The organism is Buttiauxella noackiae (genome assembly GCF_000737905.1).
Taxonomy (GTDB): Bacteria; Pseudomonadota; Gammaproteobacteria; order Enterobacterales; family Enterobacteriaceae; genus Buttiauxella; species Buttiauxella noackiae.
Genome location: NZ_JPRU01000001.1, coordinates 1 through 16,920 on the forward strand (window position 1 = coordinate 1; position 16,920 = coordinate 16,920).

A 16,920-nucleotide genomic window follows, 5' to 3' on the forward strand; every position below is an offset into this window, starting at 1 on the left:
GTCGTACTCCGCCTTGTTATGGATGTCGTTCCAGCCCAGCGTACCCGTGTCCAGACGATTATTTTTCGGGCCAGAAGTGGACGCTATCACCCCACCATCCAGCTGGGTGTGGTTACCCACAGTGATATCAAACCCGCCGTCTCCGGCAAAAATCCCTGACTGCTCCATCACGCTGTCATAGTCCGAGTGCATCTTGTCTTTGCTGAAACTGATGCTGCCCGACCCCGTCATCGACCCGAACGTGAAGCTCGCCCCACCGCTGATGCTGTTCTGTTTGCTGTCGTAATAGTCACTGTCCTGCAGGCTGCTGATGGTCAGGTCACCGCCGATATCCGCCACCACGCTGTTGCCGCTCACCTGTGCCCCGGCAATCGTTGTGTCGTCTCCGCTGTGGAGATTCACGCGGTTACCCGCATCTATGGTGGTTTCATTATGCGTCGTGCCGTTACCCCCACCGCCGCCAGAGCCGGAGATTATGCAGACGCTGCGTAAGGTCTGTAAGCTTTCAGGCCGTAAGCAACAGCAGATCCTTGAGTTTATCGAGGTGATCACGGCTAAGAAGCCACCTGTTGGGAAGTGGAGTTGACGGCTAACAGGTAAAAGGATCCCGGCTCGATGGCCGGGATTGATTCATTTTCCTGTCATCATATATTGTGCTCTAACATCATTAACTATTTTATATACATCTTCTTTTAATAAAATTGTTTCATAGACATTTAAATCGTCATAATTCTTCCATTCATAACCATCTTGTCTATTCCCATATAAATAACTAGTCTTAGCCCCTAATATTCTTACTTTATCCTCCGAACCAACAGCTAATACATAGCAGGAGTCACCCTCTAAATTATATGTAGATGCTTGATATCTGTAATCCGTTTCGAAATCATCTGGTATATCCACATCGGGCTCTAGCAAAGTGGGTAACATAACTTTCAACATGGCCTGAAAGGCAAGTAATTTATCCATTTTGAACAAAGCATTATCTTCTGGTGGCGAAAGTAGAGCATTATCTTCCGATAAGCAGTTCACATCTCCGCTTAAAGTAGCTACTCCAGCTGAATCGGGGAAAAACTTACCATCAATAATAAAATGGAATAACCCATTTTCATAACTGTTATCTGAGGTCCAGTCGGGCACGATATCTATTAATATTGCAAATTTATGTGGATCGCCGTAAATCATAATCACCACCCCTTTTTAGGTAAATCCAATTGTTTTTTAACATCCGAAGGAATTGTGTTTTTATTCAGCGGAGCTGATTTATCTCCGGTGCTACCTGACCAGTGCCACGTCCCATCATTTGTATTAGTAAACTGATGAACATTTCCCTCAGTATCTTTAGCATATCGTTTTTTCCCACTTGTAACAGATGAGCCAAATAGATCAATGGAGTTATTTGGCTCAGTACCAGCTTTATAACTAAATCCTTGTTGTCCTGGGGTATGTTTCGGATTTGATTGATAACTCAAGCCATTTTGAGCAGTAGTCGCTTTTGAGGTGGGTAAGGCACTCCCTTTACCAGCTTTACTAATTCCACCAAACGCTGATGCCGCCGCGCTCGCTACAATACCGGCCTGAACCTCATCCAGACCATATTCTTTCTGAAGAGCCTCAGAGACTTTATTTGTGGCAACAATGCCTTCAGCCTGCATCTGATGCGCCCAGCTCGCAGTCAGATCGTAGACCATTTTGATCGGGATATCTTCACCCAGAGCATTATCGAGAGCCTGCTTCACGGCCATACTGTCGGCCAGAACGTCGCCGTATTTCTGTTGGCAGGTTGCCGGGCTGGTTGCACAATCGCTGATTAGCTGCTTCTGCTGAGCGGTGCTCAACTCTTCGTACTTCTTGATTACCCCGCTACAGTCCCCGCCGCCAGCTTGACAGGACTTCATTTCAGCAGACCAGGAATCTATCTGCTTACTGCTCAAATAGTTATTCTCAACCGCATTCTTACCAGACTGCGCACCCGCAACAGCGCTTGCGGTATCATCCCCGACCAGCCCGCCTGCCAGGGCTGCAGCCATCGTCGACAGCGCGGAGATATTCTGCTTCTGCTCTTCAGTCAGGTCTTCGCGCTTCACATCCGGGTAAAGCTGCTGCGCGATTAACTCACCTGTTGCTGCTCCTGCTGCACCGGCTCCCGCGTCGCGGCCCTGAAGTTCTGCCACCACGCCACCCAGGATGGCGTGGGCGATGGCATTCGCTACAACATTATCTTCACCAACCTGGAGCTTAATCTGCTCCGCCAGATACGGCGCTGCACCTCCGGCTAGCGCGGCTGCCATATCGCCACCCGCCAGCCCCTGCAATGCTGCCGTGGCAGCCTGAAGTCCCTGCTGGATATCGCTCCCCGTACCCCATTTTTTCTGCGTTTCCTTGTAGCCCGCCGTGTCGGTCAGCGCCTTGTTGTACGCATCCCATTCACTCTGCGGCGCGCCCTTTTCAGGCTCTTTTTCTCCCCTCGTGGCCAGCTCCGCTTTGCCCGCGTTTATCGCCTGGATTTTCCCTTCGGTCCTGGCAATATCCATCGCCTGGCTGCCGATTTCACCAATCGTCTGCGCGATTTCCAGTCGCTTCTGCTCTTTCTCTTTATCAAAGATCGGGCTGATGCTGCCGTTGGCGTGCTCCACATCCCGGCTCAGGTCTGCCACATCCTGCTGCTGCTTTTCTTTATCCCGGAGGGTGATGCTGCCTTTGCTGATGGCCGCTTTCGTGGTGCCTTCTGCGTCACCGCTGTTATCCAGGCCTGATAACATGTTGGTGGCCATGTTACCCATAAACTGCTCGCCGATATTGCCACCGCTGCTGCTGATRCTCGCCCCGCTGTGGCTGACGTCGTACTCCGCCTTGTTATGGATGTCGTTCCAGCCCAGCGTACCCGTGTCCAGACGATTATTTTTCGGGCCAGAAGTGGACGCTATCACCCCACCATCCAGCTGGGTGTGGTTACCCACMGTGATATCRAACCCGCCGTCTCCGGCAAAAATCCCTGACTGCTCCATCACGCTGTCATAGTCCGAGTGCATCTTGTCTTTGCTGAAACTGATGCTGCCCGACCCCGTCATCGACCCGAACGTGAAGCTCGCCCCACCRCTGATGCTGYTCTGTTTGCTGTCRTAATAGTCACTGTCCTGCAGGCTGCTGATGGTCAGGTCACCGCCGATATCCGCCACCACGCTGTTGCCGCTCACCTGCGCCCCGGCAATCGTTGTGTCGTCTCCGCTGTGGAGATTCACGCGGTTGCCCGCATCTATGGTGGTTTCATTATGCGTCGTGCCGTTACCACTCTCGTTACCTTTCGAGGCGTTACCGCTGGCAGAAATCGTGATCCCCCAGCCACCCGAGCCCACACCAATACCAATGCCCAGCGACCCGCCGTGGCTTTCGTTATCCCCTTCCAGCAGTTGCGTGTTCTGCGAGGAAATCAGGTTGATGTCGTTTGCCGCATCCAGCCACACATTCTTCCCGGCTTTGATCTGGCTGCCAATGGCGGTGATATCCCCGCCTGTTGCGGTTATCGAGACGTTATCTCCGGCAGTTAATATGCTGCCTGCAGCCATATCCTGTTCACTGTGTGAGCGGGATTTCGACGTCTGTGCACCGATGGACGCACTGATGCCGATGGTGTTGTTATTCGCCGGATCGCTACCCTGCGCACTGTCCAGTTGCATGGCCTGGTCTGCCTGATAGCCGGACATGGCCATCTGCGTCACCTTCAGCGCTGCCAGCCGGTCGTCGCTCTCGTCATTCGCTGACTGCGCGGCTGAAACAGCACTGTTAACCGCCCCGCCCACGGCCCCCGACAGGGCAATCGTCAGCCCGCTTTGTTTCTGCTCAAATGACTCATCATGCGTGCGCCGGTCGCGTCCTGGCTCAATCAGCACGCTGTCGCCCGTGATATTCAGGTCTTTGCCAGCAATAATATCCGCGCCGCCAATGTGCGCCAGCCCGCCCGCGTTAATGCTGACATCGCCGCCCGTCGACCCGATGGTGCTGAAGCTCTGGCTCTGGGTGGTGCCCTCATCGTTCATCTCATAGCGGGATTTATTCGTGCCGATGGTGACGCCAATACCACCGCCGCTGAACATACCGCTCTTTTTCTTTTCTTCCAGACGGTAGGTCGAATCGGTATCTGTCGCCGCAATAATGTCGATATTGTTACCCGCATTCAGCGACACCTTGCCATCACCTACCACCGCCGAGCCTTCCACCAGAAGATTATTTCCGGCAGCCAGCGTCACGTTATCGCCGCTCAGCAGCGTGCCGGCTTCACGTGTCGCACTGTCTTCCTCCACCGTGTGCGTGGTGGTTTTATTCAGGAACCCGCTTTTGGTCCTGGTCTCTTCCTTAAAGTGGTAATCGCTCTCTGTGGCGGTTTCCAGGTTGATGTCGCGGCCCGCTGCAATGCCGATATCACCGCTGGCCTTCACCTGCGCCGCCGCAGAATTCACATCACGCCCGGCCAAAATCGTCGTATCCCCGCCGCTGGCGATCTCCGTGCTCTCCTGGCGCACAGACTCATTGATTTCAACCTTTTTCTTCGCGCGATAGCTGTCGCCTTCGGTGGTTTCAGCAGCCAGCAGGTTCACGTCGCGCCCAGCCTGCATTGCCACGTCACCTTCTGCTGCGAGGCCCGCCGCCTGACTGTTGATGTCCCGCCCTGCGACCAGCGCCAGATCGTCGCCTGCGGTTATCGTACTGCGGGCGTTGTCGGTGCTGTGGGTTTCGCTTTTCCCTTTCGATGCGGACTCGCGGGTCTGTGCAGCGTTCAGGTTCAGGTCGTTGCCCGCAATCAGCAGCGCGTTTTCTCCCGCATTCATCTGGCTTGCTTCCACCGTCAGGTCGTTGCCCGTCTGCATGCCGATACTGCCGCCTGCCGATATCGTACTGCCGTTGTATGTCACCGAACTGTTGCTGGTCGCGTCTTTACGCCAGAACCCTGACTGGCTGTAGCTGTCGGTTATCTGATTCGCAGTGATGGCAATATCGCCCCAGGCCTGCATCAGCAGGTCGCCGCCCGCCGTCACGTTCGCGCCGGTGATGTTGATATCGTTACCCGCGAACAGGCTCTTTAAGGCTGATAGTCTTCATATTCCCAGGCAAAGACGCGAGAAAGTTTTTGCGCTATGTCCATCCAGTCATTACCTTCGCACTGATCGATATAATCCATAATGGTTTTTGTGATCTCATCCAGATCATATTTTCGTACCAGTAACGTGTGACGCATTAACTCAGGTAACCAATGATGCTTACAGAGCCATTCTGGGGTGCAGATATAAACATCAAAATGGTTTATTCCTTCGTCCTCTACTGGCCCTATACATAAATGAGCTAAGAATTGAAAACAATTATCCTCCTCAGGCTGATAAGTTGATAAATCAAACCAATCACAACCAATACTCTTTAGAGATGCTTTCATTTATTTTTCTCCTGAAATATTCAAGTGACCGTTGCCAACCTTATCCATTTTTCCTGTTTCAATATTTTTTGTATAGCTTTCGAAGTTTGCCTGAGTTCCCGTTGGGTTCAATGAGCCCGGCGCATTTGGCTTTTCCTTTGGAGAACGGTAAATTCTGGTGCCATCAGCACTTACTAATCCAGTACCATCACTTGTTGGTCTGGCTCCTTCACCCACCCAAATTTTACCCAGCCGATCTGCATCTTCTTTTGTACCTGTACCGACACCATAGTTAAGCTTCCCGTTATCGCCTTTAACTACGGCATCCAATCTTGGATCTTGCTTCGCAATATGATCGAGATTTTGTTGCCTCAAGTCATCTTTCAACTTCGGATAACTAGCCGAATTATGCGCTGAAATTTCATCACTGGCCTGATTGATCAGCTTAGATGCAGTTTCAAGATCGCCTCCTTTCAGCGCTTTCTCTGCTGCTTTAACTACCTTACCAACAGCATCACCCAGCCCCGGCACAACTCCTATCACTGCAGCAAGATAACCTATCGCGTCTTCCGCTTCCGCAAAGCCTTTGATATCGCCAACGACCGGCACAAAATCCACGCCGAACTCGCCTACGCCTAAAAGCAGCTCATTGCGATGCTCTGCCATCTTCGCTGAACAGGCTTCTGCGCTTATTCCTGCACAGTTCTTCTCTTTAAACTCCTCCGTCGCTGCGATTATTTGCTTCTGGGCATTTTCATATTTTTCAACCTGCGTTACGCCAGTAGCCTGCTGCTCAGCAATTTCACCAAATGTATTATTGCTGGCTTCATTCTGCCCTGCCTTGCCCCCATCAATCCCGGCTGCAAAATTGCCGCCTACAACACCACCTGCAATGCCCGAGGCTATCGTCGCCAGCGCGACAACCCCCTGCTTCTCTTCTTCGCTCAGGTCTTTAATGTCCCGCCCCGGATAGAGCTGGTCGGCAATGTATTTCACACCTGCGGCAGAAAGCCCTGCACCCGCTGCACCCGCTGCCGCATTCCCGCCCTGCATCTGGGCAACAACGGCGCCCGCCAGCGCGTGGCTGATGATGCGATCTGCGTCTTCGGCTGTGTTGTTTTTGATGAACTCCGCCATATATGGCGCGGCAGCGCCAGCAACTGCCGAACTCCAGTCCCCACCCATCAGCCCCTGCACGGCGGCGGTGATCGCCTGGATAGCCTGCTGTTTGTCGCTGCCGGTGCCATATTCATTTAAGGCGGTGTCATAGGCGCGTTTGCTGATGTCCGCGTCACTCGGCGTTTTCCCCTCAGCTTCCAGTGCCGCTCTGGCTGCATCCCGTTTCGCCGGGTCTTTCGCCGCTTCCTGCGCCGCGATTTTCCCTTCCGTCCGCACTATGTCCGCAACCTGCCCACCAATCGCCGCAATGGCACGGTTCTCATCGATACGTTGTTGCTCTTTCTGCGCGTCGAAAATCGGATCTAAAGCGCTGTGGGCGTTTTCAGTGTCACGGCTCAAATCAGCAATATCCTGCTTCTGCTGATTCTGGTCACGAATAACAATCGCCCCTTCAGCAATGGCCGAACCGGTGGTGCTGGAGGCCGAACCATCACCGTTCAGCCCGGCGAGCACACCGTTTGCCATGTTGCCCATAAACTGCGATGTGTTGTTGCCGCTGGAGCTCATACTGATACTGCTGCTTTCGACGCTGTATTCGGCTTTGTTGTGGATGTCGTTCCAGCCCAGCGTTCCGGTGTCGAGACGGTTTTTGTCCGAGGTCGCACCGGAAGCAATGACCCCCCCGTTGAGCTGCGTGTGCTCGCCGACGGTGATGTCAAAGCCACCATTGCCCGCAAACATTCCGCTCTGGTCGGTGACGCTGGCAAAGTCTGAGTTCATCCTGTCCTGGCTCAGACTGATATACCCACTGCCACCGCCGCCGCCCCAGGTGAAGCTGCCACCCGCCGCACCACTCTTCTGTGTGGAGTCGTAGTGATCGGTATCCTGCAGGCTTTCAATGGTCAGATTACGGCCAATATCAGCCATGATTTGTTCACCGGAAACCTGCGCGCCAATGATATTCAGATCGTTACCAGCATTGATGTTCAGCCCATTACCCGCACCGATTTCGCTGTTGGTCCAGGTGGTACCGTCGCCGTGGTTTTTGCCTGCGGCAGCGTTGACGTCAGCGAAAATGCTCAGCCCGGCTTTATCATTGCTGACCCCGAAACTGATACCGATATCCCCGCCTGCACTGCTGTTTTTCCCGGTGGTTTTTTGCGTGTTATCTGCCGCCAGCAGGTTGATATCATCCGTTGCGAACAGGTTCAGGTCACCATCAGCCTTGATTTTACTGCCAATGACGTTCACATCGCCTTCACGCGCTTCAATCGTCGCGTTCCCGCCCGCCAGCACGGATGAGCCCGTCGCTGCATGTTGATCGGTTATCTGCTCAGAGCGGCTTTCCTGGTGGCTTATCGAGGCGGAAATACCGATAAAGCTGTTGCCACCGCTGTTGTTATCGTCAATCTGCGTCCCCTGATAGGCCTGATACCCGCTCAATCCGGCCTTCATGCCGTCGAGTGCCGCCATGCGTCCACTGTTGTCATCAGAGGCGTTTTGTGCGGCTGTGTAGCCACTGTTTATAGCTGATCCTACGGTACCGGAGAGGGCGATATTGAGACCGGTGGTTTTTTGCTCGAACATCTCCTTACGGTGCAGCGCGTCCTGACCGGGGTCGATTTGCACGTTCTTACCGCTGATCAGCATGTCGTTGCTGGCGATAATGTCAGAGCCGCTGACGTGGACATTATTGCCCGCCATCATCGTGACGTCGCCGCCCAGGCTGCCAACAGCGCTGGCACTCTGGCTCTGCGTGGTGCCGTCCTCGTTGACACGGTGGCGGGTTTCAGTAGTCCCGATGGTGAAGCCGAGGCCGCCACCGCTGAACAGGCCACTTTTTTTCTTCTCATCGAGACGGTAAGAAGACTGTTCTTCGATGGAGGCCAGAACGTTAATATCGTTGCCTGCCAGCAGGCTGACACTGCCGTCACCCACAATGGTCGAGCCGTTTACGTTGAGATCGTGACCGGCCATCATCGAGACGTTATCCCCGCCGAGCTGCGTCCCCTTTTCGTGGGTGACAGCGTCCTCACGCACTTTGTGAGTGGTGGTTTTGGAGAACATACCGCCTGAAGTTTTTGTCTCCTCGAAGAAGGAATAATCACTTTCGGTTACGCTGTTGAGGGTGATGTCACGCCCTGCGGTGACTGACAGATCGCCGGTGGCATCGACCTGCGTACCGTCGAAGGTGACGTCCTGCCCGGCCTTAATACGAGTATCCCCGCCGCTGGCGATTTCCGTGCTCTCCTGACGAACTGATTCGTTGATTTCGACCTTTTTCTTCGCGCGATAGCTGTCGCCTTCCGTAGTTTCAGCAGCCAGCAGGTTCACGTCGCGCCCTGCCTGCATTGCCACGTCGCCTTCTGCTGCGAGTCCCGCCGCCTGGCTGTTGATGTCCTGCCCTGCGACCAGCGCCAGATCGCCGCCTGCGGTTATCGTACTGCGGGCGTTGTCGGTGCTGTGGATTTCGCTTTTCCCTTTCGATGCGGACTCGCGGGTCTGTGCRGCGTTCAGGTTCAGGTCGTTGCCCGCAATCAGCAGCGCGTTTTCTCCCGCATTCATCTGGCTTGCTTCCACCGTCAGGTCGTTGCCCGTCTGCATGCCGATACTGCCGCCTGCCGATATCRTACTGCCGTTGTATGTCACCGAACTGTTGCTGGTCGCGTCTTTACGCCAGAACCCTGACTGGCTGTAGCTGTCGGTTATCTGATTCGCAGTGATGGCAATATCGCCCCAGGCCTGCATCAGCAGGTCGCCGCCCGCCGTTACGTTCGCACCCGTGATGTTGATATCGTTACCCGCGAATAAACTCAGAGAATCCATCGCCACAATACCTGCTATCGGCCCACTCAACGTGTCAGTGAAGCTGACCGACCGGCCCCATTTGTCGGTGCCGCCCGCCGACCACTGTTCGGTGAGCGTGATGCTGTTGATGTTGCCGTCGAGGCTTTCAAGCGCCACGGTTTTGCCCGCAATCATCGAGCCAATGTTGTTGATATCACCCAGCGCACTCAGTTGCAGGTCACCGCCCGCCTGTATCAGCCCGGCGTTCAGGTTGCTAATGCTGTTAGCGCTGTCGATGAGAAGGTTGTTTTGCGCCACGATGGTGCTGCCGCTGTTGGTGATACTGCCGCCCGCAAGCTGCACGTTTTGACCCGATATCACACTGCCGCTGTTTACCGTCACGTCTTTTGGCGACAGATAAACTTTCGGGATCATCACTGTCTGGCCGTTCACCGTCGCTGCTTCCCACCACAGGATACTGCTGTCAAGCGCCGCAATTTGCCCGGTGCTCAGCGCGATGCCAAACGTCAGCCCCAGCGACTGCTGTGCCTTCGCCGCGTTATTTATCAGGTACTGCATCTGCGCCAGGTCGGAGCCAATACCGTTGATGTAGCGGCTGCCGGTCTGGTTAAGAATAAAATTGCTGACGTAGCGGGTGTCGAAGGCTGCATCGCCGATAAAGCGATAGTCATATTCCGGGTGCAGGTTCAGGCGCTCGAGGAAGTACGACGAGCCGAGGAATTTATTCTGGTCGGTGTAGGTCGCGTTAGTTTCACGCGGGGCGTCGCCCGGTTTCATACCCATCAACGCATACAAATCACCAAACAGGCTTTGATCCAGTTTGCCCAGGCCATCAAGTTTAGGGTTGATGGTGATAAGGTACGGGCTGTTCGGGTCGGTGGACGTAACAAAATAGCCATTTTGCCCAGAGGGGAGCGGGTACGCGCTGGTATCGACGCTGTTCGGCTGATACTGATTGAGGCTGCTGCCCTGTAGGGTGGTGTTGTTCAGCGTTGTGGCGTCACCGAGGTTGGCGTTATCCTCGCCGTTGCCGCCGTAGTTATCCATGCCGGAGATTGTCGAGCCAGATGTATCCAACCCGCTGCCGCCGTTGATTTGCTGCAACGCGTTCTGGAGTTGGTCGTTCCACTGTGGGGAGTTAATGGTGACGGTATCGTTGCCCACAAGGTTCTGTTTTTGCAGCGCCTCGTCGATGGTCTGATTACTCAGTGTGTTGAGGGTTGGAGCGTTGATCGTCGGGTTGATGCCGCCGGTATTTGCCGTGGTGGCGGTGTTACTGATGTCGTTGATGAAGCTAGCGATAACGTTACCGCCAGCCTGGATTATGGCGCGGTATTGAGCAGTATTACCTGTATATTCCGTTCGGGTTCTTCCGGTCGCAGTGTAAGAAATAACATCATAGACCTTACCCACGCTACTTGGCCCTGATTTATTCGGTTTACGTACATTAGTAGTTCCATAGCCATATTCATAAACCTGATATCGAGTCTGTTTACCCGCTTCCCAGGACTGATTATTCAGCTTATTTCCGGTCAGACTTGCATTTCCTGACGCCAACAAGAAACTGGCTTCATTATCGAGTTCAGTAGCATAGATATTCATATCCTTGCCAGAAGCAATACGGGCAGCGCTACCCGTCGCATTTACCCTCACCTCTGATTCAGAAATAGCAACTTCTTTAATACGCTCATTTTCATAAGGTGTTGCGTAAGAATCTGGTTTAAAACCGGCCCCTCCAGTCCCGCTGCCGCCGAAGTCAGTAACATAATAACCATACTCATTACGTGGCAATGTATTGGCGCTAATTTGTAATTCCGTTTCTGTAATAATCATGCCCGCCGAGGCGGATATCGCATGCTCAGGTAATATCTCAACTGCCATTTGCTGCCATTTATTCAGCAAATGCCCGGTCTTAATTGTGATATCGCCATTAACTGTCTCAATATTTCCGGAAGTGTTCACGACTTCGGCGTTGGCATTTCCCGTCGCATCGCGCTGTATCCACAAGTTATTACCCGCCAGAATATCGCCACGGTTATTTTTGATGCTGTTAGCCAGCAGCGCCATATTTTTCCCGGCGTACAAAAGCGCGGTGTTGATAATATTCCCGAGGGCATTTAGCGTCAGGCTGCCTGCTGTACCAGTAAAGCCATCTACGGTGATATCGCTGCGACTATTGAGCACAACATCACCGCCTGCCTGCAATGTGCCTGCTGCATTCATGGCGATGCGGCTGCCAGAAAGCATGCTGCTGCCGCTGCCTGTGGTAAGTTGTCCGTTATTGGTCAACATGCCACCCGCGGTCAAATTCACAGTCTGGCCCTGCATCACACTTTGGTTGGTGATAGCGCCGTCGCTGGTAATATTCAGTGTATTCCCCGCGGCAAGCACGTTTTTGCCAGTGAAAGCATTGCTCAGTTTCAGAGTCAAATCACCCAGCGCCACGACCTGGCCAAATTGATCGAAACCGCTACTGGTAAGCAGCAAATAGCCACCGCTGAACAGCTTTCCAGAGGACTTAAGGTTGACCCGGTCGGCGGTGATATTAAGACTGGAGGTGCCAAGCACCGTGCCTGAATTGCTTAGTTGCTGGTAGTTCACCGCAAGGCTTGTGCCCTGCGCGAGGCCGTTGTTCGTCAGGCTGTTACCGGTGAACGTGCCAAACTGTTCTGCCAATAACGTACCGTTGTTCATTGAGGTGTTGGCGTTCAGCGTTAATCCGTTGGCCTGTAGCCAACCGTTGTTGATAAGTGATGCTGTATTGAAGACCAGTTCGCTACCAGCAAGGGTTCTGCCATCATTTTGCGCAGATTGCGTGGCACCGATATGCGCCGAGGCACCACCCTGAATAAGTCCAAAGTTGAACAAATCCGGCGTAGTGATATTCAGGGTTTTCTGGCTGAGGATACTGCCCATCGCATTGTTGGTAAGCTGCCCCGTCAGATTCAGCACCAGTGTGTCAGCTCCTTGTAAGCGCCCGGTGTTGGTCAACTGTCCGGTGTTAACCACCAAATCCCCCGCCTGAATACGCCCTTTGTTATCTACCAAGGCCGTGTCGAGCGTGAGTTTTCCGGCGGTGAGCAGGGTTTTATCCTGCTGTTGGGAGAAGGCTCCGTTCAATGAGACAGTCAGGCCATCCACGCCGCTTATGTCACCGTTGTTATTCAGCGCTCCACCCTTCAGCGTGAGGTTTTTTGCCAGCCACTGTCCGCCGTTGGTTAGGCTTAGCGCCTGGATTGTGGCGTTGCCATTAGCAATGATTTTGCTGTTGCTATCAGAGTTCAGCTTGTCGGAAAGTAACAGTGTCAACGCATCCGCACTTTGAATCGCACCGTTGTTTTGTAGTTGTTGTGCTTTCAGCAAGATGCTTTGGCCCTGCCAGGTACCAGTGTTGGTGATGCGTTGACCGCTAACACTCAGTGTTCCACCGGTCAGCATCTGCCCACCGTTAACTAGTTCCAGCAAAGGTACCTCCATCAGCAGGCGGCTTTGCAGGAGCAAGGAATCCAGTCCGACAACAGTACCAGTATTGGTGATTTTATCCCCGCTAAGCGCCAGGTTTTTTCCCTGTAGCGCGCCACGATTTTCAAGCGTTGTACCTGCAAGCGCCATGTCGCCTGCACTTAGCATCGAGCCGCTATTGGTCAGCGTCTGCGCGCTAATTTGCGTCTGGCCCTGGCTTAACACCTCGCCCGTGTTGTTCAACTGGCCGGCAACAACCGCATTCACGCTATCAGCGCCCAGTAATGTGCCGCTGTTTTGCCAACTATTTGTCGTGACGCTCACCTGTTCGCCTTGCACCGCGCCCGCTGTGGTCAACTGCCCGGCATCCAGGCTTAGCGAACCGCCGCTCAGCGCACGACCACCGGCGTCAATGTTCAGAACGTAGCCCGTCGCATTCAGGTTGCTCATGCCCTGCCACAGCCCGCTGTTATCGAATGTATTCGCCTCGAGCGTCAGGGCATCGGCCATGATTTTTCCGCTGTTACTGAGATTATCAGCATTGAGATAAATCGAGCTCTGGCTAAACAGCTGACCGCCGTTAACTAATTCACCTCTCACACGGCCAGTTAACCCATCGATACCATTGATCGTGCCATTATTAAGAAGACTCGCCTGCGCAAGATCGACAGTTTTACCCTGCCATACTCCAGTATTGCTGGCATTTGTAGTGTGGATAGACAACTCGCCGCCGCTCAGGAACAGGCCATCTGCCTGGTTATATAATTCCAGGCTCTCAAGCTTTAACGCGTTATTGCCCTGAGCCGTGCCGTTGTTAGTGATAGTGCTGCTGTTTATCGTCAGTGAGTCTGCCGCCAGCACACCATCATTGTGAAGTTGACCGCTGGCGAAAGTGGCATTCTGACGCGCCAGGAGCTGGCCTTCCTGTTCATTGATCAACGCGCCCTTGAGCTGGAGCAGCAGGTTGTTCGCCAGAATCGTTCCCCGGTTAGAGAGCTGCTCGCCGGTCAACGTAAAGTCGTCGTTGATCTGTAATAAGCCCGCATTATCCAGATTGCCAGGTGAAAGATTTAGCGCACCGCCGCTGACTATTTGTCCGTGGCTGAGGTTAGAGATGCTGCTGGAATCCAGAGCGAGTGTGGTGTTGCCTTGTAGCCGCCCGTCGTTGCTAAGAGAGGCCGCGATCAGGCTTAATGTTTGTGCCGCCAGGCTTCCGGAGTTGGTGACATCCGCCGCGTTCAGGGATAATTGGTTCTGGCTTAATAGCGCACCGTTATTGGTAAACGAACCGACTATGTGGGCGGTCAGTTCGTCTAACGCTTGTGTCGTGCCGCTGTTGGACCACTGCCCGGCATTCAACAACACGGAATTGCCCTGCATTGCGCCATGGTTCTCCAGCGTCTGACTTCTCAGGGCCATAGCCCCGCCAGTCAGTAATTGGCCGCTTTTCTGGTTGTTCAGACTGTTGCCGGCCAGAGCCAGGCTGTCGTTCCCCTGAATCAGCCCACTGTTGATTAAGTCGCCCTGAAAAGTGACGACTGTTGCCGCCAGCCAGCCATGGTTCTCCAGCGTACCCGCCGCCAGCGTCACACCTTGCTGACCGAGGATTTTCCCCTGATTTTTCAGATTATGGCGCACGTTAATCGTGGCGTTTTGTTCGCTCAGCACGTTGCCGGTGTTAATCCATTCGCCGCTGGCAAGATTGAGCGTTTTGCCCTGTATCAGCCCGTCAGTGTTCAGGCTTTCAGCATTTAGCGTCATTTCTCCGCCACTGAGCATTTGCCCCTGGCTTACGAGGTTTTTCGCAGTGACCGAAAGTGCGCCGTTACCCTGCATCACACCGTTATTGGTCAGGGCGTCGTCGTTGATCGTCAGTTGATTTGCCGCCAGTTGCCCAGCGTTATTCAGCGTTTGCCCACCGATCGTTATCTGCTTGTCGGCTAGCATTAGGCCAGCACTCTGGTTAGTGAGCGCAGAGGCCAGGATCGTAAGATTCCCGGCGTTGATTTCGCCACTGTTGGTCAATATATTTCCGTCGAGGAATAGATCGCGGTCGCTGGAAATCAGCCCGGCGTTGATGAGAGTGGGAATATTCAGCGCCAGATTTTGTTCGCTGTAGAGCGTGCCACCAAAACGGTTGTCTAACCTGCCAGCGTTGAGATTTAGTGCCTGGTTTCCCTGGAGTAATCCGCTGTTGGTCAACGCGGTGCTGTTAATCGTCAGCGCTGGTGCAACCAGTATGCCGGAGTTGGTGATATCACTGCCTTTCAGCGTGATAGTCGCTGCGTTGCTTTTACCGCTGTGGGTCAGTGAATCGGCTGAAACACTTAATGCGCCTTTTGCCGCCTGAGTCCCCGCCAGCACAGCCTGATTCGCGCTAATGGCAAGCTGGCTATCGGTCTGCAACTGTGCACCCGAAGTGGTGGTCAGGCTGTTGGTTTCCAGGCTGAGATTGCCTGACGCATTCATTTCGCCGCTCAGGTAGGCCTGAGCCGCATTCAGCACCATGGTTCCGTCTGTGGTGGTCAGCGAAGATGTACTGGCCGTGAATTTATCGCTTTTCAGCGTAAGATTTTGCTTCCCGGACAACGTACCGTTCTGGAGAAATTCCCCGGTATTCACCGTCAGGGAGCCCTCACTTAACAAATTGCCGCTGTTGCGCAAAGTCTGGCTGGCGGTTACCTGCGCGCTGCCTTTAGCAGCAAGTTGGCCGTCCTGTTTTAACGTCTGCACGTCAACTTTAAGCGTACCGCCGCTCAGCAAAGAGCCATTGTTGGTCAGCGTGCTCCCTTTCAGCACCAGGTTCTTCTGGCTCTGCACCGTGCCGCTGTTTGTTAGAGCATTGATGGATATCTGAGCATCACCATTTGCCGCAAGCTGGCCGCTGTTAGTCAGCGTTTTACCCGTAACTGACAAATTTTTCCCGGCTGTGAAGTTCCCCTGCGTGGTGCCGGCTCCGCTTAGCGAGGCGGTAATATTTTGCGCAGCGTCGCCCCGACTGGCTTTATCAACTGTCAGATCGTGTGTGGTTAGGGTGAGGTTTTTAGCGGCGGTCATGCTGCCGTTCACCACACTGATTTTGCCCTCGCTATTAAGGGAAATATCGCTATCGCTGGCAATCTGGGCATCGTTTAAAGAAATATCGCTCTGGCTGGTGACAGACAATGCGTCGCCTGCTTTATGCTCGCCCTTCAGCGCCAGACTTTCCCCTTTTGCGGTGAAATTTCCGCTGGCAAGACTATTTTTAACCGTCATTTTGCCGTTCGCATTAAGCTGGATATCACCCTGACGCGCGTTCAGGTTACCGAGGTTGACACCCACGCCTTTGTCGCTGGATACCAGGTGAATACGATTGGCGTACATACCGCCGAGCGCGCCAGTATCCACGGCGATAACCGGAGCTGCGCTTTCTCCAGCGGTGGCTACCACGCTGCCATCAGCGCCGACGCGGTTGGCACCGGCAACCACTTTCAGGTCTTTCGCATGAATACCGGCGTTAATTTCTGTGGCTCTCGAAATAATCGACAGCGCATCCGTCTGGCTGCCATCCAGCCCCTGGCCTTCAATGGTGATACTGCCTTTAGTGACGTTCAGCTGTTGCAGATTACCGCTCGCATCAAACACCGGTTTGCCAGTAGTGAGCGTCGCATTTGGGGTATTAATAAAACCGCAGCCGTTACAGGTGATGCCGTACGGGTTAGCGACCATCACGTTCGCCGCTTTGCCCGCCACTTCGGTGTAGCCCTGAAGTTGTGAACGGTTCGCACCAGTAACTTCATTGATAATGCCGCGCGCTTCCTGGCCTGCTTTTAGATTTGGGTTGTTCTGAATCAACCCACCAAGCTGCGTCTGATTTAACTGCCCAGTGGCATTGTTGAGGATAAGCCCCTCTTTTCCAACGTTGTAATCCTGGAACTGATTATGGGAAATCCCCGCACCATTGGGCGTGGCAATATTCACCACCGGCACGCCATTACCAGCCTGATCCATCTGTGTAGCATTGTTTGCAGGGGTCGGTGCTGCAAACGCTGGGAATACAGGCTGCCCGGCAAGCAAAGTACAAATCAGGTAGCTCAGCAGGCGTTGAGCAAAATGAACCGGTGGCTGTTGATTTTCCATAATCGTTT

Annotated in this window: 3 protein-coding genes and 2 pseudogenes; all 5 read right to left on the reverse strand. The window is 53.7% G+C overall.

Annotated elements, in window-relative coordinates:
* Positions 1 to 462: pseudogene (locus tag IX31_RS00005) on the reverse strand (hemagglutinin repeat-containing protein); the annotation flags it as partial.
* A gap of 168 nt (positions 463 to 630) precedes the next feature.
* Positions 631 to 1,185, reverse strand: a complete 555-nt coding sequence (locus IX31_RS00010; protein ID WP_034455016.1) for an immunity 42 family protein — start codon at positions 1,183 to 1,185, stop codon at positions 631 to 633.
* A gap of 2 nt (positions 1,186 to 1,187) precedes the next feature.
* Positions 1,188 to 5,075 (reverse strand): annotated as a pseudogene (locus IX31_RS00015) (hemagglutinin repeat-containing protein); the annotation flags it as partial.
* Positions 5,076 to 5,077: 2 nt separating this feature from the next.
* The gene (locus tag IX31_RS00020) at positions 5,078 to 5,425 is read right to left on the reverse strand and encodes an immunity 8 family protein (RefSeq protein ID WP_034455017.1); all 348 of its coding nucleotides are present in this window, start codon (positions 5,423 to 5,425) and stop codon (positions 5,078 to 5,080) included.
* On the reverse strand, positions 5,426 to 16,912 hold the full coding sequence (locus IX31_RS00025) for a hemagglutinin repeat-containing protein (RefSeq protein WP_051880442.1): 11,487 nt from the start codon (positions 16,910 to 16,912) through the stop codon (positions 5,426 to 5,428). It abuts the gene before it with no gap.
* Positions 16,913 to 16,920: the final 8 nt, after the last annotated feature.